The following is an 18,924-nucleotide window of genomic DNA, read 5'->3' as shown; positions in this document are numbered from 1 at the left end:
TCATGGCCATCAAGACCCTCCAACCCGGTCGCGGGGCGCCAAAGCGCGGGGCCGGCGGATCGAACGACGGCGGCGCCCCCGTCCGCGTGTCAGGCCGCGACCGCGCCGAACGCCGTCTAGCCTTCCGCATGACCGCGCCGTCGCTGATCCTCATGGCCCTCGTTGCTGCGGTCCCGATCGGCTACGCGATCTGGCTCTCGCTGAACCAGTACAGCGTCCGCACGGCCGGGCTCTCGCGGTTTGTCGGGCTGGAGAATTACATCAACGCCCTGGCCAGCCACGAGTGGTGGGCAGCGTTCGGCCAGACCTTCATCTTCGCCGCCTTCTCGGTCACTCTGGAGCTGATCCTCGGCACGGCAATGGCGTTGCTGCTCAACCTCGCGTTCAAGGGCCGCGCCGTCCTGCGCACGGTGGTCCTGCTGCCGTACGCGATCGTCACCGTGGTCAGCGCCATCACCTGGCAAACGATGTTCCAGCCCAACCTCGGTCTGGTCACCAACGTCCTCTCCGCACTCGGGCTGCCGGGCGGCGACGTCGTCTGGCTGGGTGAGCACGGCTACGCCATGGCGGTGATCGTCCTGGCCGACGTGTGGAAAACGACGCCGTTCGCGGCACTCATCATCCTGGCCGGCCTGCAGGTCATCTCCTCGGAAACCTACGAGGCCGCGGAGCTCGACGGCGCCAGCAAGTGGCAGACCTTCGTCCACATCACCCTGCCGCTGCTGCGCCCCGCGATCGTGCTCGCCGCGATCTTCCGCACCATGGATGCCCTGCGCGTGTTCGACCTGCCGTTCGTCCTCACCCGCGGCGCCAACGGCACCGAATCAATGTCCATGCTGGCCTACGGCGAACTCCGCGAAAACCGGCTCGTCGGCGAAGGCTCGGCACTCTCCATCCTCACCTTCATCACCGTCATGGTGGTCTCGGTCATCTACATCCGCTTCGGCGGCGGCAACATCCGCGACGTCGCGAAGGAGGAGCAATGAGCACGCTGACTGCAGAACGCTCGACGCCGGCACCCGCCACCGGGCGCAAGTCACCCAAGCGCCGCTTACGTGGGGAGGCGAAACTGCACCCCTTGGTGTGGGTGTTCGTCGTCGCGGTCATGGGCTTCTCGCTCATTCCGTTCTACTGGCTGGTGAACACCTCCCTTAAGAAGGGAGCGAGCCTGTCCAAGGGCGAACTCTTCCCGAGCCAGCCAACCCTGGAGAACTACCTCGTGGTCTTCCAGAACCCCGAGTTCCTCCTGGCCTTGCGCAACTCGGTGATTATCGCCGTCGTGACTACAACAGTGGCGCTGGTGTTTGCATCGTTCGCCGCGTATGCGCTGGCGCGGCTCAAGATGCGCCGCAAGGCGATGATCCTGACGCTGATACTCTCGGTGACGACGTTCCCGGCCATCGCGATCGCGGCCCCGATGTTCTCCATCTGGCGCGAAATCGGGCTGTACGACACCTTGCTGGGCCTTATCATCCCGAAGCTGACGTTCGCCCTGCCCCTGGCGATCTACACGCTGACCTCGTTCTTCAAGGAGATCCCGCGGGAGCTTGAGGAATCGGCGTACATGGATGGCGCCACGCCGTTCACCGCGTTCCGCAAGGTCATCCTTCCGTTGGCAGTCCCCGGCCTGGCGACTACGGCGATCCTGGTGTTCATTTCGGTCTGGAACGAGTTCCTCCTGGCCGTCACGCTGACCACCTCGCCCGAAGCCCGTCCGGTACCGGTCGCGATCGCGTTCTTCAGCGGAACCAGCGAGTTCGACCAGCCCCTCGGCACCATCAGCGCGGCATCGGTGATCATCACGGTCCCGCTCGCCATCCTGGTGCTCCTTTGCCAGAAGCGCATCGTGTCCGGCATGACCGCGGGCGCGGTCAAGGGCTAACAGTTTTTCAAAACCGTCAAGAAACCCAGAAAGAACAGGAACAACGTGAGCATTCAGCAGCAGGCCCCCACCACAACCCTCAAGGTGGGAGTTGTGGGCATCGGTTGGGCCGGCCAGCAGCACCTCAAGGCCTACAGCAACATCGACGGCGTCGAGATTGTCGCCGTCGCGGGTATGGAACCAGAGCTCCTGGCCCAGCTGAAAGAGGAGTACAGCATTCCGCACGCCTTCGCGCGCTGGGAAGACATGATCGAACTCCAGGACCTCGACGCCGTCAGCGTCGCCGTGCCGACGTTCCTCCACGCGCCGATCGCGATTGCTTCGCTTGAGCGGGGTTTGCACGTGCTGAGCGAAAAGCCCCTGGCGCGCAACGCCGTCGAAGGTCAAGCGATGGTTGACGCCGCCCGGAAGGCGGGCCGCGTCCTCGACGTCGCGTTCAACCACCGCCGTCGCGGTGACATTCAGGCGCTCAAGAACGTGATCGACGAAGGGACCCTCGGCCGTCCGTACTACGCAAAGGCTTCCTGGCTTCGCCGCCAGGGCATTCCGATGCTCGGCAGCTGGTTCACCAATCCTGCGCTCGCCGGCGGTGGCCCGTTGGCTGACATCGGCGTGCACGTCCTGGACTACTCGCTGCACCTGCTGGGCGAGCCGAAGGTCCTGGCCGTTTCGGCGTCGACCCACTCCGAACTTGGCCCGCGCGGCCTCGGCGGCAACGCGAGGTATACGGCGTCGAACTCCAGCCATAAGTTTGAAGTGGAGGACTTCGCCTCCGCGTTCATCCGGCTGGAAGGCGGCGGAACCTTGATCCTCGAAGCGGGCTGGGCCACCTACCGCGACGAGCGGGACCTCCTGGACTTCACCGTCTACGGGACCGACGGCGGAGCGGACTTGCGCTCGGTGGGCGCCTCAGAGAACCCCGTCGCGGATGTGCACATCTTCACCGAGAAGGATGGCGAGAATGCCGACTTCGAGGTAGTGGCCGAACCCGGAAAGGCGCACCAGGCCGTCGTCGACGATTTTGTTGCTGCCGTGCGCGGTGGCGAGACCGTGTGGGGAAGCCATGACGGATCGCTTGCCCTCAGCCGTGCGCTGGTGCTCGATGCCTGCTACAAGTCCGCCCAGGAACAACGCGAAGTAAGGCTCTGACATGTCTGATACGAAACTGAAGATCGTCGTCTGGAACGAGGGCGTCCACGAGGCCCGCAACGAGCCAGCCACCATCGGCGAAATGTACCCCGAGGGGATCCACGGCGCTATTGCCGCCGGGCTCCGCGGCTTCTACCCGGACTCCGAAATCACGACGGCTACCTTGGCTGATCCGGAGCACGGGCTCTCGGAAGAAGTTCTCGCTCAGACCGACGTGCTGCTCTGGTGGGGGCACATCGCCCATGAGGAAGTCGCCGAGGAAGTGGTGGAGCGCGTGCAGCGTCATGTGCTTGGCGGCATGGGACTCGTCGTGCTGCACTCCGGACACTTCGCGAAGATCTTCACCAAGCTGTTGGGAACCACGTGTTCCTTGAAGTGGCGCAACGAGGGCGAGCGTGAGCTGGTGTGGACAGTCAAGCCGTCGCACCCGATCGCGGCAGGCATCGAAAGTCCCATCGTGATCCCGCAGCAGGAAATGTACGGGGAACTGTTCGACATCCCGGAGCCTGACGACCTGATCTTCATCAGCTCCTTCGCCGGGGGAGAGGTGTTCCGCTCCGGCGTGACGTTCTCGCGCGGCAAGGGCCGGATCTTCTACTTCAGCCCCGGCGACCAGGAGTACCCGGTTTACCACCAGCCGCAGATCCAGAAGGTGATCGCCAACGGCGTCCGCTGGGTGGCGCAGCCGGGTGTGTTCCGTGAGGCGCCCGAGGTTTCCAACCCTTCGCGCGACTGGTTCGCGTAGGCCTTTCTATCCAAGGAGCTTGATCATGACCACTTCTCTTCCTGTGGGGCGTCCGTTGGGTGTTGCCGCGATCGGTTACGCCTTCATGGGCAAGGCCCACTCGAATGCGTGGCGGAACGTGGCGAGCTTCTTCGACGTCCCGGCCTTCGAGCAGAAAGTGCTGGTTGGCCGGGACGCTGTCCAGGTTGCTTTTGCAGCGGGTAAGTACGGTTGGGCTGAGTCGGCTACTGACTGGCGTTCGGTGATCTCACGGGACGATATCGACATCGTGGACATCTGTGCTCCGGGCTGGATGCACGCGGAGATCGCTATCGCGGCGCTGGAAGCCGGTAAGCATGTGCTCGTGGAGAAGCCGCTGGCCAACACGCTGGAGGAGGCTGAGCTGATGGCTTCGGCGGCAGCTTCGGCCCAGGCACGGGGTGTGCAATCGATGGTCGGGTTCAACTACCGGCGCGTCCCGGCGCTGGCCCTGGCTCGGGAACTGATTGCCGAAGGACGTCTCGGAACCGTTCGGCACGTACGCGCCGCTTACCTGCAGGACTGGCTTTCCGACGTCGAAGCCCCCATGAGTTGGCGACTTCGGAAGGAGACAGCCGGCTCCGGGGCGCTGGGCGACATTGCTTCCCACGCGATCGACCAGGTTCAGTACCTCACCGGGCAGTTGGTTACCGAGGTGACAGGGACGCTGCGGACTTTTGTCACGGAGCGTCCCGGTCCGTCGGGCCCGGAGAAAGTGACAGTGGACGACGCCGCGTGGGCCACTTTGGGGCTGACCGGCGGCGTGAGTGCCTCCGTGGAAGCGTCACGGGTGGCTACCGGCCAGAAGAACGCACTCAAGATTGAAATCTATGGTTCCCTTGGCTCGTTGACGTTCGATCTGGAGAGCCTGAACGAACTTGGATTCCTGGACGCCACGCTGCCCGTGCGGGAGCAGGGGTTCCGGCGGATCCTGGTGAATGAGCCCGAGCATCCGTACGTTGGGGCGTGGTGGCCGCAGGGGCACATCATTGGCTGGGAACACACCTTCACGCATCAGATCCGGGACTTCCTGTGCGCGATCCGCGATGGCGAGGCGCCGTCGCCGTCGTTCGAGGACGGCCTGCAGGTTCAGCGGGTGCTGGCTGCCGTCGAAGAGTCGGCGCGAAACAGGAGTGTGGTGACGGGGGTTCCACAGGGCGCTGAACCTGCTAGAGGCAAAGCCCTACCGCCAACCGTGGCCGACGCTGCGCGAGATCAGTCCGCGCCGACGGCTTCAATACGGTAGTGTTTCTTCATCACGATCAGCCCGCTCGCCTCACGGCTCGGGCTGATTTTCTTTTTAAAGCGCGGGCGAGTTATGCTGTTTAGCTCAACGCCGCCCCACGACCTCTCGCAGCTGGTCGTTAGCCGCCATCGTCGATATATGCCGCCCTTCTTTCGTAGGCGTACTCCAGACGGTCGCAGGTGTCCTGCGAAACAAGATTTGAACCGTCTTTTCGACACCATTCGAGGAACACTGACAGCTGATCGTCACTAACGCGGATGAGAGCCGTTGGATACAACTGACCGTCAACCACAAAGGTGCTGACTCTCAGGGCCTCGGCCGTGGAACCCTTGAAGTCTTGAACATTGGGTTCATCCGATGCCAGTGGAAACTGAAGTGCTGTGTACCCTCCTGGCTCGGGCTTATCTGGCGGGCACCAATCGCTGAGGGCTATTTTGCAGAGTTCGATGTAAGTGTTGACTCCGGAGGCGCAAATTGACATAGCTGTGGAACCGGAGACCCGAGGGTTCACCTCGATGCATGTGAACCCTTTAGGGGTTGCGATGAACTCGAATTCGAAAGCTCCCCTGAGTCCGTCCGTTCGGCACATCTTGCGTATCCGACTTGCGAGCACGGGCTCGATGGTGTCCATGTGAACACTGGAATGAGACCATCGGACCTGTTCAAAGGCGAAGCTTCCGGGGGAGATCGTGGGTCCTTTCCATACAACTGGTTGCATCAGCACAGTCGTACCGTCGGAAATGACTTCAATTGAGCACAGTTCGCCGTCTATGAGTTCTTCAATGACACAATTAACGTTCATCCCGCCGGCGTTGAGCCATTGGTTGAGGCACTCGCTGTCATCCAATTTAACTATCCCGTTGCCTAGGCAATCCCAGACCGGTTTTGCCAGCACTGGGAACGTCAGATCCTGCGCTAAAGCTCTAAGCGCAGGCGGATACTCCATCTGCACTGAAGCCCGACCAGCCAGTAAATCGCCGTCAACGTAAAAGCCTCTTGGGGTAGTAATACCGTGCCGAGTCAGCGCATGCTTGGTTTCCCATTTGCTTGAGAGAGTTAGCGCAGCAGAAACTGACGGCGCGAGAATCGTCCGCCTCCGCGGGGCCTGCGAGTCCGCCAAGACCGCATCACGGACCACATTCTCGTCGGGGATGGAGATGCTTACGCCAACCCCGCCCGGGGGTACGATGCGCTCGAATGCCTGGACAAAGTCGACCAAGCCGCCGGAATCCGGCAGCCGGGTTGTTTCGCCGTTGAACAAGCGGGGCGGGACGTCGCCGTCAGAATAGATCAAGTGGCTGGTTAGCCCTTGCTCGATGAGCCAGTCATGGCACTCAGAGAGATGGGGAAGTGCCTGTCCGACCTCGATGGATCGCAGGAAAGCAAGACCAACCACTAGACGACGCCGACCTTGACGCGATCCAGGACAGACCGCATTTCCTGCTCGTATTCGTCCATAGTGTTGGAAGCAACAATCGCATACGCCAAGCGAGAAATATTATCGACACCATCTGAGACGGCCTCGCCGTTGGCTACGAGATAATCCCCCTCAACTAGGGACGGATGGACAGGGAACGGTGCCGAGACCACGGCAGTACCCACACGGTCCGGTACGACAAACCGAACTCCTGCTGTGCGGGACACAGGGCGAGGCTCCAGGTCAGGCGCAATGCCCCGCGCTACGTCGACGTACGCCTCTGCCAGACCCACTCCGGTAGCAAGGGGAACTAGCTTGATGATGTAGTCTCCTCCTGGTCGCAGCCCTGCTTCTATGACCCACGCTTCGCCGTTCCATACCTTCACTTCTGTGTGCGCTACACCGTCGGTAAAGCCAAGACTTGTCAGTGCTGCCGTGGTTGACCGATGGATTTCAGACAGGTCATGGGCGGACACGTTTGCGGGGATTACATGTCCGAGTTCGGCGCGGCGGTTCCCCTTTGTGGTGCTCTTGCCGGTTACTGCCACGTGGCTGATCCTGCCCCGAAAGGCCACCGATTCAACGGAGTACTCAAGACCGCCAATATACTCCTGGGCAAGTATCCGAATGTCGAGTGGCAAACCATGGGGAAATTCGAACGGGAAGGATTGGGCTTCCCTAACAGCCTCGGGGATGTCGTGGGGTTTTTCGACGATTGTCACTCCAACAGAGCCGGCATTCTCTGCTGGTTTTATGACTAATGGATAGGAAAGTCCAGCCGAGGAAATCTCCTCCAGTAGACTAACGGCATCGGCTGCGACCACAGTTTTGGCATGCTTAACATTTGATTGGAGGAAGACCTCGGCCATCATGCACTTATTCCGGGCAGCATTAGACTTCTCCTGCTGGTTTCCCGGAAGGCCGAGCTTCGAAGCGACTTCGGCCACTATCCCGGTGAAGAACTCCCAGCCTGTTATCAAACCCACAACCCCCTTGTCGCTGAGCTGAGCCTGAATGTCATCGACCACGCTCGGACTACCAAAGTCGACCAGGAGTATTTCGTCGGACGATGCAATCACCTTGGCGTCGAGCTTTGGCAAGACATCCTGCTGGGTGACTGTGATTAGTCGTAGGTTTCTTTTGACAACCGCTTCAGCGAGAGGCCGCGAGGCATTGCCAAATGGTTCTAAGATTGCGATTGCATCCTTAGGAAAATTAGTCATTTTGAGCGATCTTTCGTTTCAACAGGAAGCATCCGAGGATGGAAAGCAGGCATAGGACAGTGAGAATCCCAATGAGAAGGTTTGGTGAAAACTGAAGTAGCGTGGCGAAAAGGACTGGTGCCATGGCCATTCCGAGACTCCATGACGACTGGAACGCGCCCTGATAGCGACCCGAGTGTGCAGAGTCAGCCATCGAAACACTCAGATCGCTCATGTACGGCGTGCTCAGCATCTCCGCAGCGCTGTAGATCACGATGAACACAGTGAGGAAGAGTACGGCCGCTAGACCTCCACTGTTTGCACCGGCGGCCCACAACAAAATCAGTGATAGCGCGTTCAGGGCGAAAGCCCCAATGAGCAGGGACGCAGGGTGGAATCGTTCGGTTAGTCGTACTGCAACCGTGCTCAGCAAAGCCACGCATAGCGTGTTAGCCGCGATGAGACCACCGGCCCACCCTGGTGCGAGCCTGGCAATGTCGACGACCCATACCGCGAGCAAGAGTGGAAGGACCATCGCCGCGAGCACAAACACAAGGTTGAGCGCCAGCAGCAGCATGTAGCGACTGTCTGTGAGCACTGCGGCATATCCCCGGTTTCCTGGAGATTCGGGCGGGCTTGTGAAGTCCCTGGCTTTTTCGGACCTGTGTTTCTGCTCCATTGATGACATGTTCCAGGCCAGCAGCAGAATGGACGCGATGGCGAAGGCAAAGGCGCTGCCACCCACCAGCGACCGCAGCAGGACTGGGGAATCGACTGCAAGAAATAAGGATGCGACCACCGCGCCCACCCCGGTACCAACGTTCCGGAGCGCGCCGAGGAGTGCAAACCAGCGGGGCAGTTCTTCGCCCTGTGCAGCGATCGCTACAAGGCTCCTGGAACTAGTCCAGTACAGGTTCATACCAACCTGGATGAGTAGCTGACTGATTCCAATCACCCAGAAATCCGTAGCGAATGCTGCCACGCCAACTCCCACGAAGGAAATCCAGTTCCCAAGGACGATGACCTTCCGGGGGGACCAGCGGTCAAGGGCCATGCCGGCAAGCGGCGGCGTTGCAAGGGCGACCAGACGTCCAGTCGTCATTGCAAAGCCGATTTCCGCCAGCGGAACAGCCGTCACTTGTTGAAAGTAGATGAGCAGGAAGGCAAAGACGACACCATTTGCGAGGCTGTCGACCACCGTCGAACCTACGAACAGTCCTCGTCCACGGACAGAAGGGAACCCCATCGTGGTGCGAATTCGCTCGCCCAAGGAACCAACATGTGTGTGTTCGGTCTCAGCAGGAGCCATAAGTACCCGGATCGAAGTAGTTCACGGAGCTCACTACTAGACCGACACTTCGTGGAGCAGGTTCTCAGCGACAACGAGATTCGCGTGATAGCTCAAGAAGGCCCGTTCGGAGGGTGTAAGCGACAACTCACGGAAAGCGGCGAGATCCCACTTGCGTGCAAAGAACTCAATGGCTCCGATCCGGAAGTCCGATGCTGGCAGTCGTCCTATCACATCGACAATCTGTGCCTGGGAAACTCCGTTCAGGTGCATGTTGTGGATCCTCAGCATCTGTTCGCAGCCATCAAGGAAAGGATCACTTAGGTCAACCGTGGCCGAATAATTCCCGCGCCTGAATTGGCTTTCCACTTCAAGGAGGCCGACAATGCCGTGGTCGAATGCGTCCAGCGTTGACAGAATCGGCAATGATCGCACGCCGTAGTGATACGGGCTTTCGACCGGGGCGTTGCTCGTGATCCGTCGGGCCACAGAGTAATGGCGCTCGTACACGTGCATAGAGCCGACAAACCAATTCAACTCTCCCACAGCCAGGCCTAGTGACGCAGCGATGAGCTCCAGAGTCACACTCCACTCGAAAACATTGATGCCCGAGAAGCCCCAAATGGCGTCGTTGGCGCGAACTGAAACGTTCAAGTGGAGCCGCCCATCGCGCTGGATAAAGTTCAACCAGTTGTTGCAGGGAACATCCTTGGAATCGACGAAATCCGAGGCCGGATCGTAGATCGAGGCCACGGCGCGCTTAGTGTTGATGTCTTCATGGAAACGCTGAAGCACTCCTGCAAGTTGATCAACTTGGCCATTCCACTTCCTCAGCCGAGGTCCGTATGCCGCTCGCCACGTCGTACCGTTGTCGGAGAAGTCGACTGCCCGGGGGAGATACCGGGAAAGGAAGTCCATGTCATCCCGTCCAGCCAGCACCCACAGGGTTTCGGCTATCTGGGCGAATATGTTGTTCTTCCGGCCAGGGAGAACTACAACGCGTTCCTGGGGTGACGTCATGGTGGTGCGGTAGCCGATAATCTCACGCTGGTTCTGCCCCCGCGCAAGGACTTCCGAACCAGTGGTCTCGATCTCTGTGAGGGCACCCTGGAGGGCGCTTGATAGGTTGCGGTACTGAGTCATTTGGTCACCCGTTCCAGTGCGGAGTCAAGTTCGCGAAGCGCGGCATCGAGGTCGTCGTATTCGATAACCTCGACACCATCTGCGCCGGCGATCATTGCTGAAAGCGATGAACGCTCAGGACGATGTAGAGCGATGACTGGGATGTTCCAGTTCAGGGCGCATGCAATCTCATATCCCACGCCGAGGCTGGGATTTGTAGTTTCGGCGACGACGCATTTGCAAGTACGCAGCCAGCCAAGGTCACGATCGTGAATGAACTTGTCGGTATGCTCCGTCTGACCCTTCAGAGAAAGTGAGTAGTCGCCGACGTGTTCGGTCAATACATCCCCAGTGGTCTGGAGGTGATCGATGATCCGCCGGTAGGTGGGTACGTCGCTCCGCCCGGCTCTGATGGAGCCGGCAAAGTAGTACTTTTTCATAGACTTTCGCCTTTCTTCGGTGTGGAAGGGCTTCTCGGTGACCCCTTTCAAGGGTCGTTTGAAGTCCAAACGACGGATTTCGCACGTGCCTAGATCGAGAATGCCGATAGCTTCAGCTTCTGTTCCCCGATGTCCTCGTGAGCGGAAAAACCGAAACTAGGTGGTGTTTTGGGGCAAATTAGGTACTGGAAAGGGTCAAAATAGGTGGTGCTCGAAGGTGGTCTAGGTGCTGGAGCTGTCCTATGTCGTGCGTGTCGGGGGATGTCGCTCGGACATCGTTCGGAGATGGGAGCGCTTTCGTGGCCGCTAGTGTTGTGTGTCCAATGCTTGAGTACAGCTTCAACATCGACATGATGACAACGCGTTGAAAGCGGCTTTGCGCAATTGCGGACAGATGTCGCACCGTTTGTCTCCGGTTGGCCAGCTGTGCGGTGGAGGTTGCTGTTTTTCGTGCAAGAATCACGGCATGGACCAGTTTGAGCGGCAAACGAGGGAAGAACTGGTTATTCTCGAGGCCCTGATGCAGGCGATAGATCGACGCGACGAGGTTTTCCAAACAATTGAGGATTCAGAAGACGTCAATGAGGCCACTCGTCGCGTTGCTCAACTTCTGGGAGTCGAGACGGTTGCCAGCCGGGCGGTCCTAGATGTGCAGGCCCGGAGATTCACCCGCGACCAGCGTCAAAGGAGCGCCTTCCGTGCGGCAGAACTTAGATCCATATTGGGCGAAGGGGACTGACTTAAGGCCCTTGCCCGGCGCTAAACAGACCTAGTAACCCGCCCTTTTCAAGCACACATAAGTAACCAGGCAGCCGACCAAGCCCAGCAGTACCCCGGCCCACGCGGCGGGTTCCGAGCCTCGAACGAGCAGAGTAACGGGAAAAAGACAGGGTATGACTGCCAGGGCGCTTCCCTTTCCGGCACTGGCGTCTTGGCCGGTACCGTGCACGAACTGTCTGTAGTACATGGCGAGCCCGGCCAGGAACGCCATCAGGCCAACGAACACCAACAGCAGCCAAGGCCAGCCAACCATCGTGAACAATGTCAATGGCCACTAGTTTCTGCCCACCGGCGGCCAGTTAAAGTTCCCGCTGGTGGCCAGTAAAACTGCCCGGTGATGGCCAATAGATCTGCCCACTGATCGGTTTCGGCGGGATTGGCCATCGTCGGGGCTTGTTAGTTCAGTTGGGTGACTCCTTTCCCGGCGAGGGCTTGGGTGAGGCGGATGGAGTCGCCGCTGGTCTGGCAGACGTGCGCGTGGTGCAAGAGCCGGTCCACTGTGGCTGTTGCGAGGGTTTTGGGCATGAGTTCATCGAAGCCGGCCGGGTGCAGGTTCGAGGAGATCGCGACGGAGCGTTTTTCGTAGGCTGCGTCCACGACCCGGTAGAGTCCTTCGGCGGCGTCGGTGGCTACCGGCAGGAGCCCGATATCGTCAATGACCACGAGTTCGGCGCGCAGGATTCTGGTCACGGCGCGGGTGACGCTGTCATCGGTGCGGTGGGCGCGGATGAGGGCTCCGAGGTCTTCGAGCCTGAACCAGGCCACGCGCATCCCGGCTTCGACGGCTTGCTGGCCGAGGGCTTCGAGGAAGAACGTTTTCCCGGTCCCGGAGGGCCCGCAGACGACCAGGTTCTCGCGTCGGGTTATCCATTCCAGGGTGCGCAGGGCCTGCTGGGTTGGGCCTGGGATGGAGGAGACGGCCGGGTCCCACGCGTCGAAGGTCTTCCCGGTCGGGAAGCCTGCTGCTTTGCGGCGGGTGGCGAGCATGGACCGGGCCCGGCCGGCGGCTTCCTCGGCGAAGAGTGCCTTGATTGTCTCGGCCGGTTCCCAGCGTTGGGCGCGGGCGGTCGCGATCAGTTCAGGCGCGAGGGCCCGGGCGTGGGGCATTTTCAGTTGCCGCATCAGCGCTTCGAGGTCGGCCGGCAGTGGCGGTGCAGTGGTGTTCGTGGTGGTGACCGGGCTCATCGGTTCGGTTCCTCCTGCGTGGTGGAGGCGGTGACGCCCAAACGTGCCCAGGCGCTGGTGCCCTGGGTCAGGGAGCGGGTTTCGTCCGCGGAGTGGGTGGTGGTGCGGGACTTTCCGGCGTTCAGGATCGAGGCCAGATCCCCGTGAGCGAACCGGCCGTGGAAGGCTGCGTTGCCGAGGGCTTTATCGACTTCAGCGGTGCCGGCGATTTTGGCCAGGGTCACCGCTTCGGCCATTTTCACGTTCATCCGGGCCGTGCCTGCCGCGGCGGCTTCAACGATCCAGGTCCTGGCGCCCTCGCCGATACCGAGGAACTCTGCTTCGTCAGCGGTGCGGGCCTTCACCGCATAATCACCCGGGACCCGGGTCCTGGTCCCGGGAAAGTGTTCATCGTTGACGGCAGGGCTGCCGGGCCTGGCCCGGTGATGTCGGGCGACCTCGACCGGACCGGTCCGGCCGTGGTGGACGATGATGACCTGCTCATCGGTTCCGGCGCCGTGGGAGCGGACGAACACCCTCGCCCCGAGCAGCTGCGCAGGGACCGAATACTGGGCGTTCTCGAACGTGACCATCGGTGTGTTCTCCGCGACGGTGCGGGAGAGCCCGAACACGACCGTGTGCGCGGTCTCGGGGACCCGGTGCAAACGCGGGGCCTCCTCGGCCAGGGCCGCGGCCGGTTTACGGCGGGTCACCCGGTGCTCGCGGTTGTTCACTTCGTCCATGAACGCCGCGCACGCCTCCTCAAGCTCACCGAACGTGGAGTATTCGGCCCGGAGATTCGTAGCAGTGGGGACCAGGTCGGCTTTGGCCAGCTTCACTGATGCTTCGACGCCGCCTTTTGTTGCGGGGTCCGCGGGCTGGCACGTCAGCACAGTAACCCCGTAATGGCGCGCGAAGTCCAAAGTCTGCTGGTTCCTCACCGGAACCCCGGCGACGTGGGTGGTGGTGACGGTTTTCTCGTTGTCCGTGAGCACATAGGTCGGTGCCCCACCGGCGATACGGAAGCACCGATCCAAGGCGGCGAACACGCTCGGCGCGGTCCGGTCCCGCAACGGGATCACGATCCGGAACCTGGAGAACGCCAACCAGGCAACGAACAAGATGGTCTTCACCCCCTCGATGCGGGGACCGTCGCCGAAGTCGTACTGCAACCACATCCCCGGCTCCGTGATCCACGGCCGGTGCACACGAACATGACCCAACCGCCAGGCGGCCTTGACCTGTGCGACGGCGCGACGGGTGGACCGCTCCGAACCCTCATAGCCCAGAGCGATGAGTTTCTCGTGGGCTTTGTCAGCACGGATCCGGCCCTTGGAAGCCTCGACCCATTCCTCGATCTTGGGCAGAAACGCGTCAGTGACACGATCCCTGGCGGCGGGTTCGGCGATGGGACGGCCCGCGTCCCTCGCGGCGACATGCCTGGCGACAGTGTGGTGCGAGCAGCCCGTCAGCTCCGCGGTTGCCCGCAACGATCCGGTCAGATCGTAGGCAGCGAGTATTTCCATGATTTCTCCGTCAGACTTCATACAGGGCCTCTTCCTGGCGAATTTTGATGCGACTAGACACCGTCATCAAATCCCGGGGAGAGGCCCCCGCCGCTTAAGACGCGGCAGGACAAGTAAGGAAGTGGGCAGATCTCATGGCCACCGCTGGGCAGTTCTACTGGCCATCAGTGGGCACTTTCGTGGCCGCCTACGGGCAGTTTTTCATGGCCGCTAACAGAACAACGCCAGGCCGACTCCGGAAGCGGCGGAAAGTCCCAGCCGATGGCCCTTCGCTGACTTCAGGTGCCACATTTCCAGTTCCTTAGAGCAACGAGGCCGTCTCGGCGCGGGCTGACATCTCACGCCTTCTGGTTCGGAACCAACCCACCAGGGATGCCACGGCCGCCACCGCACTCAGGGCGCAGAGAGTCGGATTGTTGGAAAACGACAAGCACGCGGCCACCACATGGAACCCTGCCGTGACCAGGAACAAAACCTTCATCTCCCACATCCAATCCCTCGACGTCCCCGAGGTCCCAGCCTTATCCCAAATTATGAGCACTAGGTGGTAGGGACCCAAATGCACGGGCTAATGACAGCGGTACTAGGTGCTGCGGCGTCGAAAAATAGGTGGTGCTGAAACTCATCTAGGTGCTCAGCCGGTATCGTCCAACCCATGGGGAAAACAAAGCCAGCACCGCGAACCATGGCGACTGCCGCCGTCGTACTTCTTGCCCTCAGCGCCTGCGGCGTTCCAGCCGCCTCAACGCACAGCGGCGCACCGACTCCAACCGCCGCGTGCCCAAGCGCCGGCACCGAACCTCTACCCACCAACTGCGTCCCCTACGACGGAGACGCCGCCATGGCCGCCAACGAGACCTACCGCCAACGCGGAAAGCTCAGTTCGGACGTGCAAGCGGAACTGAACCAGCACATTGCCCCCGCCGTCGAGGCACTGCAGAAACTCCCGCGGCCCGCCACGGCGGACACCGTCACTGCCGCGTTTAACGGCCTGCACTTAAAAGAGGTTCAAACGGACGACGGCGGCACAGGCGTGAGGTTCGGGGTGGCGGTGCCAAGCGGCGGCTGCCTGTACGGCTTCGTTCCGGATCAAGGTGACGTCACCGTCCAGGCCGGCGGCGGAATCATGGACGGCGGATGCCTGGAGATGTTCGGCCATTAGGCCCTCCACGAGCGCCCGGAAGCCCCGCACCCAGCACCACCTAGACCCAAGCTGCATCACCACCTAGGCAGGCTCTCCCACCACCTAGTTTTGGTGTTTCGACCACCTAATTTCCCTCTTTGGGCTTGCGCAGTGTCCACTTTCACACCCATGCCCATCACCGCATCCATAGTCTCCTTCACAGGAACGGGCCCTGAGCACCCTCGGGGCCGTAGTGGAGCGACTATTGGGGGTCGGGTAGATGACGTTGACTCAGCAGCAGGCCACAGCTGCGGCAGTGGACCAGTGGATCACCGGGATTCCCGGACGGATCCAAGGGCCCGCAATTTTCGTGGAGAATCCGGACCACGCACCATATGCCAAGAAGCTTGCGGACCGGGATGCGACAGTCCTGGTACTGGGCGGCGATGCCGGCGACCACACCATAGTTCCGGTGTCAGGCGCGTTCGCTGAGACTGGCGAAGAACTCTTGATTGACGGGTCGTTGAGCCTGGAAATCCAGGACTATGTGGCCATCCCGTTCATCAATCTGGTGGGCGTCACGGTGGTGCGCATGACCACCCGGGAAGACTGGCAGGCATTCTTCGATGACGCCGATGCCGCCCGCAGCTCCGGGCATTTCATCCAGCAACTGACTGAAGTCAACGCAGTGCTGGCAGAACGTGCTTTGCTCAGCGGACTGGCCACCCACAGCCTGGTGATGCCCCGGCTCCACATCACCGGGGACGGACGGATCCTTAACGGACCCTACGGAACCAGGATCGGCCAAGTGGGCGACCCCCTTCATGACCTGCGCCTCCGGTCCCTGGCCCTCCACCCGGAGTCCTCCGTGGCTGCGGTATCCGAACCGGGTGACATCCGCCGCCTGCTCCGGGAAAGGCCTTGGCTACCCCGGTATCTGGCAGCTTTGGACGCTTGGAAGTTCATTCCCCGGGAAGAAAGGGCAGCAACCCAGCTGGTGGGCTTCGGGCGCAGCCTCTACGGCGCACTGGACAGCAGCAGTACGGCCTCGCCTGACGCCCCGTTTATCCTGCACCGCGGCGGTGAACACACGTTGTTGGATCCTAAGACAGGCCGACTGTTCAAGATCGGCAAGGATGCGGCAACCATCGTGGAGGCAGTGTCCAACCTCCAGGACTTCAACACCGCCGCGATACTGGCCGCCCCGGCACTGGGCGTTCCCGCCGCGCAAGCGGAAAGCTCGGTACGCGCCGTGGTGGCGCAGTTCGACCAGTTGGGCATCGACATCCTCGGAGTCCGGTGATGACCGGCCAGTCACCCCGCACAATGCTGCCACTGTGGGTGCCGCTGATTCCCCAACACGACTTCGTGGCGGAGAGTTACACGGCAACCGCGGCCCAAGGCGTCCACGTGACCTTCGCGGACGGCCGCCGACGCATCTGCGCCAAGAGCGGTCTGTGGAACGCCAACCTCGGCTACGGCAACCAGCGGATCGCTGCGGCCATGGCAGCGGAGTTGGAGACGGCGTCGTACCTTCCCCTTTTCCGGTCTGCCCACGGCAAAGCAATCCAAGCAGCGGACGCCTTGTTGTCCCTGCCTGCCCACCCGTTCCAGCGTGTGCTGTTCTCCACGTCCGGCGGTGCCGCCAACGACGCCGTCATGAAACTGGCGCGGCAGTATGCGGCCTTGGCGGGACATCCGGAGAAAAAGCTGATCGTCGGCTTGGAGCGTAGCTACCACGGCCTCACCTACGGAAGCCATGCGCTGGGCGGCGATGACCTGGGGCAAGCAGTGTACGGGGTGGACACCCGCAATATCAGGCACGTCAGTGCAGACGACGGCGGCGAAGGGCTTGCCGCGCTGATGCGGCGGGAAGGGCACCGGATAGCTGCCGTGGTTGTGGAACCGGTCCTCGGCTCCGGAGCGGACGCACTCCTGCAAGAATTCGTCAGCCAACTGCTGGGCTACCGAAAAGACCATGGCTTCCTGATCGTCGCGGACGAGGTTGCCACGGGATTCGGCCGCGTGAAGTCCTGGTTCGTGTCCGATGAATGGGCCGAAGGCCCGGACGTAATTATCACCTCGAAGGGTCTGACCAACGGGACTTCCGCCTGCGCTGCCCTGCTGATAGGAACACGCGTCACCGCCGCGTTCGACTCCAGCGAGGCCATCTTCGTCCAAGGTGAAACACAAGCCGGAACTCCTGCTGCGTGCGCGGCCATCCTGGCAACCATCGATGAAATGAAAAGGCTCGACCATGAGCGGCTCAATGCGGAGGTTTCGCAAGGGCTGGACGAGCTCATCGAATCACTGACGGCTATTCCAGGCGTGGGAAACACGTCCGGCCGTGGCTGCATGAGGGGCATCCAACTGTTGAGCAGCAATGGTGTTCCGTTGGCGTCGAACGCAGTGCTTGCCGTGGTGAGGCGCATCCATCACGCGGGTGCCTTGGTCCAACCCGGCCCCGGCCGGATCCAACTCCTTCCTGCCCTCGTCTATACGCCCGACAACTTCGCCGAGCTCAAAGAGGCAATCTTCAAGGGCCTCCAGGACGCATGTCGGGACGGAGTTTTCGGATGATCGCCGACAAAACGTGGCGGACCCGCAGCGTCATTCTCGACGCCGGAATGTCACCGAAGTATCTGCATGCCCTGACGCGCGGGCGCACCGGTTTGGTGCTTGATCCTGCGCTCGGCGGGCAACGCGACCGGCTGCTGGCAGGCGACCTGAGAGGAGCACCAATTCTGGAACTCCCTGCCGGGCCCGTCGATACGGAAAGGGTCCGTGAGGTCACTGCGTTTGTCCTGGCCAAGGGACTGCGGACCGTGGTAGGCCTGGGCGGCGGTTCGGTCATGGATGCCGTGAAGCTGGGGGCGCTGTTCTCCGCCGACCCCAGCCTGGCTGTATACGTGGAGCGCCATGCCAGGAGGTCCGGCCTGATGGTGGTGCCGGCGATGGCTGCACCCCATGAGCGCCCACGGACTGTCCTCATGCCGTCCACCATAGGGACCGGAGCGGAAGTCAGCGCAGTAGCGTGCCTGGACACCGCCGTCGGGCGCCGGCTCCTGGCCTCACGGCACTTGGCTGCCGATGCCGCGGTCCTGGACGCAGCGCATCTGGCGGACTTGCCGCGGCACCTGCTTCTGGAGGGGTTGCTGGAAGCTTTCCTGCGCGTGGCCGGAACTGTTGCGGGCAGCAGCGCCAGCATTTTCGACGACGACGCCCACCTGCTGCTGTGCCGGATCGTTGCCTTGGGGCAACGCCTCACACAGGAGGATTCTCCGGGGTTGAGACTGTCGGCCGCGCGGCTCAGCCAGGAAACACACACCGGATGGTCCTTGGCAGGCCGGGACCCTTACGGCGCCAAGCATTGGTACGTCGCCAACGAGCTCGCCTATCACGCAGGAATCCGGAAAATGAGTGCCACCGCCGCCATCATCCCCGCGATTTGGGAAGAGATCACCCGCGGGGCAGCGGCTTGGGGCGACGCCCGCAGACTGGCCGCGCTCTGGTCAGCCGTGACCGGGACAGACTCCAGCCTGCCGCCGAATCCTGCGCTGGGAATCGCCGAACTGATGCGCAGATGGGGACTAAACCAACCCACTGTCGTCGCGCACGGTACCGCGCAGGAAGCCGCCAGCTCCTCGATCAGGAACTGGGGCGGCGTCCTGCCCATGCTTCGCGGACTCACTGCAGCACAGGTCCTGCAGGTCCTCCAGCCGGGAGAGGACCCGGCTGGAGTGGACCCGGCCGGCGGGGGACAGCGGGCCGCATCGAACTTGCCACATGCCACTACACCGACGGCAAGGGAAAGGAGGTGAC

At 61.7% G+C, this 18,924-nt stretch carries 18 protein-coding genes; 10 read left to right on the top strand and 8 right to left on the bottom strand.

The annotated features are described in order from the left end of the window. Positions 1 to 2 precede the first annotated feature (2 nt). From ACPFL9_RS17500 to ACPFL9_RS17480, 5 genes are read left to right on the top strand one after another with little or no spacing between them, the layout of a single operon-like run. Positions 3 to 986: a carbohydrate ABC transporter permease gene (locus ACPFL9_RS17500; protein ID WP_426004173.1), complete on the top strand. Its 984-nt coding sequence runs from the start codon at positions 3 to 5 to the stop codon at positions 984 to 986. Next, positions 983 to 1,882, top strand: a complete 900-nt coding sequence (locus ACPFL9_RS17495) for a carbohydrate ABC transporter permease (protein WP_426004171.1) — start codon at positions 983 to 985, stop codon at positions 1,880 to 1,882. Before ACPFL9_RS17500 ends, ACPFL9_RS17495 begins: the two co-directional genes overlap by 4 nt. A gap of 45 nt (positions 1,883 to 1,927) precedes the next feature. Beyond that, entirely contained in the window at positions 1,928 to 3,031 is a 1,104-nt protein-coding gene (locus ACPFL9_RS17490) for a Gfo/Idh/MocA family protein (RefSeq protein WP_426004169.1), read from the top strand. A gap of 1 nt (position 3,032) precedes the next feature. After that, the gene (locus ACPFL9_RS17485) at positions 3,033 to 3,776 is read left to right on the top strand and encodes a ThuA domain-containing protein (RefSeq protein WP_426004167.1); all 744 of its coding nucleotides are present in this window, start codon (positions 3,033 to 3,035) and stop codon (positions 3,774 to 3,776) included. Between the two features lie 25 nt (positions 3,777 to 3,801). Then, on the top strand, positions 3,802 to 5,040 hold the full coding sequence (locus ACPFL9_RS17480) for a Gfo/Idh/MocA family protein (protein ID WP_426004165.1): 1,239 nt from the start codon (positions 3,802 to 3,804) through the stop codon (positions 5,038 to 5,040). Positions 5,041 to 5,158: 118 nt separating this feature from the next. Here the strand turns inward: ACPFL9_RS17480 and ACPFL9_RS17475 are convergent, their stop codons facing one another. The 5 genes from ACPFL9_RS17475 to ACPFL9_RS17455 all read right to left on the bottom strand — a co-directional run bounded on the left by ACPFL9_RS17475 (position 5,159) and on the right by ACPFL9_RS17455 (position 10,509). Next, on the bottom strand, positions 5,159 to 6,436 hold the full coding sequence (locus ACPFL9_RS17475) for an ATP-grasp domain-containing protein (protein WP_426004163.1): 1,278 nt from the start codon (positions 6,434 to 6,436) through the stop codon (positions 5,159 to 5,161). Next, positions 6,436 to 7,680: an ATP-grasp domain-containing protein gene (locus ACPFL9_RS17470; RefSeq protein ID WP_426004162.1), complete on the bottom strand. Its 1,245-nt coding sequence runs from the start codon at positions 7,678 to 7,680 to the stop codon at positions 6,436 to 6,438. Before ACPFL9_RS17470 ends, ACPFL9_RS17475 begins: the two co-directional genes overlap by 1 nt. After that, positions 7,673 to 8,857: an MFS transporter gene (locus ACPFL9_RS17465; RefSeq protein WP_426004161.1), complete on the bottom strand. Its 1,185-nt coding sequence runs from the start codon at positions 8,855 to 8,857 to the stop codon at positions 7,673 to 7,675. Before ACPFL9_RS17465 ends, ACPFL9_RS17470 begins: the two co-directional genes overlap by 8 nt. A 147-nt stretch (positions 8,858 to 9,004) precedes the next feature. Then, entirely contained in the window at positions 9,005 to 10,090 is a 1,086-nt protein-coding gene (locus tag ACPFL9_RS17460; RefSeq protein ID WP_426004159.1) for a thymidylate synthase, read from the bottom strand. Continuing rightward, positions 10,087 to 10,509, bottom strand: coding sequence for a nucleoside 2-deoxyribosyltransferase (locus ACPFL9_RS17455; RefSeq protein ID WP_426004157.1), 423 nt, complete (start codon positions 10,507 to 10,509; stop codon positions 10,087 to 10,089). Before ACPFL9_RS17455 ends, ACPFL9_RS17460 begins: the two co-directional genes overlap by 4 nt. A gap of 466 nt (positions 10,510 to 10,975) precedes the next feature. On the opposite strand from ACPFL9_RS17455, the gene ACPFL9_RS17450 reads away from it, so the two are divergent. Then, on the top strand, positions 10,976 to 11,248 hold the full coding sequence (locus ACPFL9_RS17450; RefSeq protein ID WP_426004156.1) for a DNA gyrase subunit A: 273 nt from the start codon (positions 10,976 to 10,978) through the stop codon (positions 11,246 to 11,248). A 437-nt stretch (positions 11,249 to 11,685) separates the two neighbouring features. Here the strand turns inward: ACPFL9_RS17450 and istB are convergent, their stop codons facing one another. From istB to ACPFL9_RS17435, 3 genes are all read right to left on the bottom strand, one after another. Further along, positions 11,686 to 12,474, bottom strand: coding sequence for an IS21-like element helper ATPase IstB (gene istB, locus ACPFL9_RS17445; protein ID WP_426004154.1), 789 nt, complete (start codon positions 12,472 to 12,474; stop codon positions 11,686 to 11,688). Continuing rightward, positions 12,471 to 14,000 (bottom strand): IS21 family transposase, encoded by a 1,530-nt coding sequence (gene istA, locus ACPFL9_RS17440; RefSeq protein WP_426004152.1) that lies wholly within the window; start codon positions 13,998 to 14,000, stop codon positions 12,471 to 12,473. The genes istB and istA overlap by 4 nt, the downstream gene beginning before the upstream one ends. A gap of 280 nt (positions 14,001 to 14,280) precedes the next feature. Beyond that, positions 14,281 to 14,460, bottom strand: a complete 180-nt coding sequence (locus ACPFL9_RS17435) for a hypothetical protein (RefSeq protein WP_426004150.1) — start codon at positions 14,458 to 14,460, stop codon at positions 14,281 to 14,283. 174 nt (positions 14,461 to 14,634) lie between these two features. Here ACPFL9_RS17435 and ACPFL9_RS17430 point away from each other — a divergent pair, with 174 nt between their 5' ends. The 4 genes from ACPFL9_RS17430 (at position 14,635) to mpaC (ending at position 18,923) form a co-directional block, all read left to right on the top strand. Next, the gene (locus ACPFL9_RS17430) at positions 14,635 to 15,141 is read left to right on the top strand and encodes a hypothetical protein (RefSeq protein ID WP_426004149.1); all 507 of its coding nucleotides are present in this window, start codon (positions 14,635 to 14,637) and stop codon (positions 15,139 to 15,141) included. Between the two features lie 241 nt (positions 15,142 to 15,382). After that, a complete protein-coding gene (mpaB, locus tag ACPFL9_RS17425) occupies positions 15,383 to 16,405 on the top strand; it encodes a daptide biosynthesis RiPP recognition protein (protein WP_426004148.1) in 1,023 nt (340 codons plus the stop codon). Next, positions 16,405 to 17,682: a daptide-type RiPP biosynthesis aminotransferase gene (gene mpaD, locus ACPFL9_RS17420; protein ID WP_426004146.1), complete on the top strand. Its 1,278-nt coding sequence runs from the start codon at positions 16,405 to 16,407 to the stop codon at positions 17,680 to 17,682. Before mpaB ends, mpaD begins: the two co-directional genes overlap by 1 nt. Further along, on the top strand, positions 17,679 to 18,923 hold the full coding sequence (mpaC, locus tag ACPFL9_RS17415) for a daptide-type RiPP biosynthesis dehydogenase (RefSeq protein ID WP_426004144.1): 1,245 nt from the start codon (positions 17,679 to 17,681) through the stop codon (positions 18,921 to 18,923). Before mpaD ends, mpaC begins: the two co-directional genes overlap by 4 nt. Position 18,924 lies beyond the last annotated feature (1 nt).

Origin of the sequence: Paenarthrobacter sp. NyZ202, assembly GCF_049860755.1 — a bacterium.
GTDB lineage: Bacteria > Actinomycetota > Actinomycetes > Actinomycetales > Micrococcaceae > Arthrobacter.
The sequence above is the reverse complement of the archived record's forward strand: the minus strand, read 5'-3'. Positions and strand labels throughout refer to the sequence as shown.

Excerpts from the sequence above, each read along its gene's own strand:
- ACPFL9_RS17495 (WP_426004171.1), top strand. The coding sequence starts at position 983 with ATGAGCACGCTGACTGCAGAACGCTCGACGCCGGCACCCGCCACCGGG.
- ACPFL9_RS17455 (WP_426004157.1), bottom strand. The coding sequence starts at position 10,509 with ATGAAAAAGTACTACTTTGCCGGCTCCATCAGAGCCGGGCGGAGCGAC.
- istA (WP_426004152.1), bottom strand. The coding sequence starts at position 14,000 with ATGAAGTCTGACGGAGAAATCATGGAAATACTCGCTGCCTACGATCTG.
- ACPFL9_RS17485 (WP_426004167.1), top strand. The coding sequence starts at position 3,033 with ATGTCTGATACGAAACTGAAGATCGTCGTCTGGAACGAGGGCGTCCAC.
- ACPFL9_RS17480 (WP_426004165.1), top strand. The coding sequence starts at position 3,802 with ATGACCACTTCTCTTCCTGTGGGGCGTCCGTTGGGTGTTGCCGCGATC.
- ACPFL9_RS17450 (WP_426004156.1), top strand. The coding sequence starts at position 10,976 with ATGGACCAGTTTGAGCGGCAAACGAGGGAAGAACTGGTTATTCTCGAG.
- ACPFL9_RS17500 (WP_426004173.1), top strand. The coding sequence starts at position 3 with ATGGCCATCAAGACCCTCCAACCCGGTCGCGGGGCGCCAAAGCGCGGG.
- ACPFL9_RS17430 (WP_426004149.1), top strand. The coding sequence starts at position 14,635 with ATGGGGAAAACAAAGCCAGCACCGCGAACCATGGCGACTGCCGCCGTC.
- ACPFL9_RS17460 (WP_426004159.1), bottom strand. The coding sequence starts at position 10,090 with ATGACTCAGTACCGCAACCTATCAAGCGCCCTCCAGGGTGCCCTCACA.
- mpaD (WP_426004146.1), top strand. The coding sequence starts at position 16,405 with ATGACCGGCCAGTCACCCCGCACAATGCTGCCACTGTGGGTGCCGCTG.
- istB (WP_426004154.1), bottom strand. The coding sequence starts at position 12,474 with ATGAGCCCGGTCACCACCACGAACACCACTGCACCGCCACTGCCGGCC.
- mpaC (WP_426004144.1), top strand. The coding sequence starts at position 17,679 with ATGATCGCCGACAAAACGTGGCGGACCCGCAGCGTCATTCTCGACGCC.
- ACPFL9_RS17470 (WP_426004162.1), bottom strand. The coding sequence starts at position 7,680 with ATGACTAATTTTCCTAAGGATGCAATCGCAATCTTAGAACCATTTGGC.
- mpaB (WP_426004148.1), top strand. The coding sequence starts at position 15,383 with ATGACGTTGACTCAGCAGCAGGCCACAGCTGCGGCAGTGGACCAGTGG.
- ACPFL9_RS17435 (WP_426004150.1), bottom strand. The coding sequence starts at position 14,460 with ATGAAGGTTTTGTTCCTGGTCACGGCAGGGTTCCATGTGGTGGCCGCG.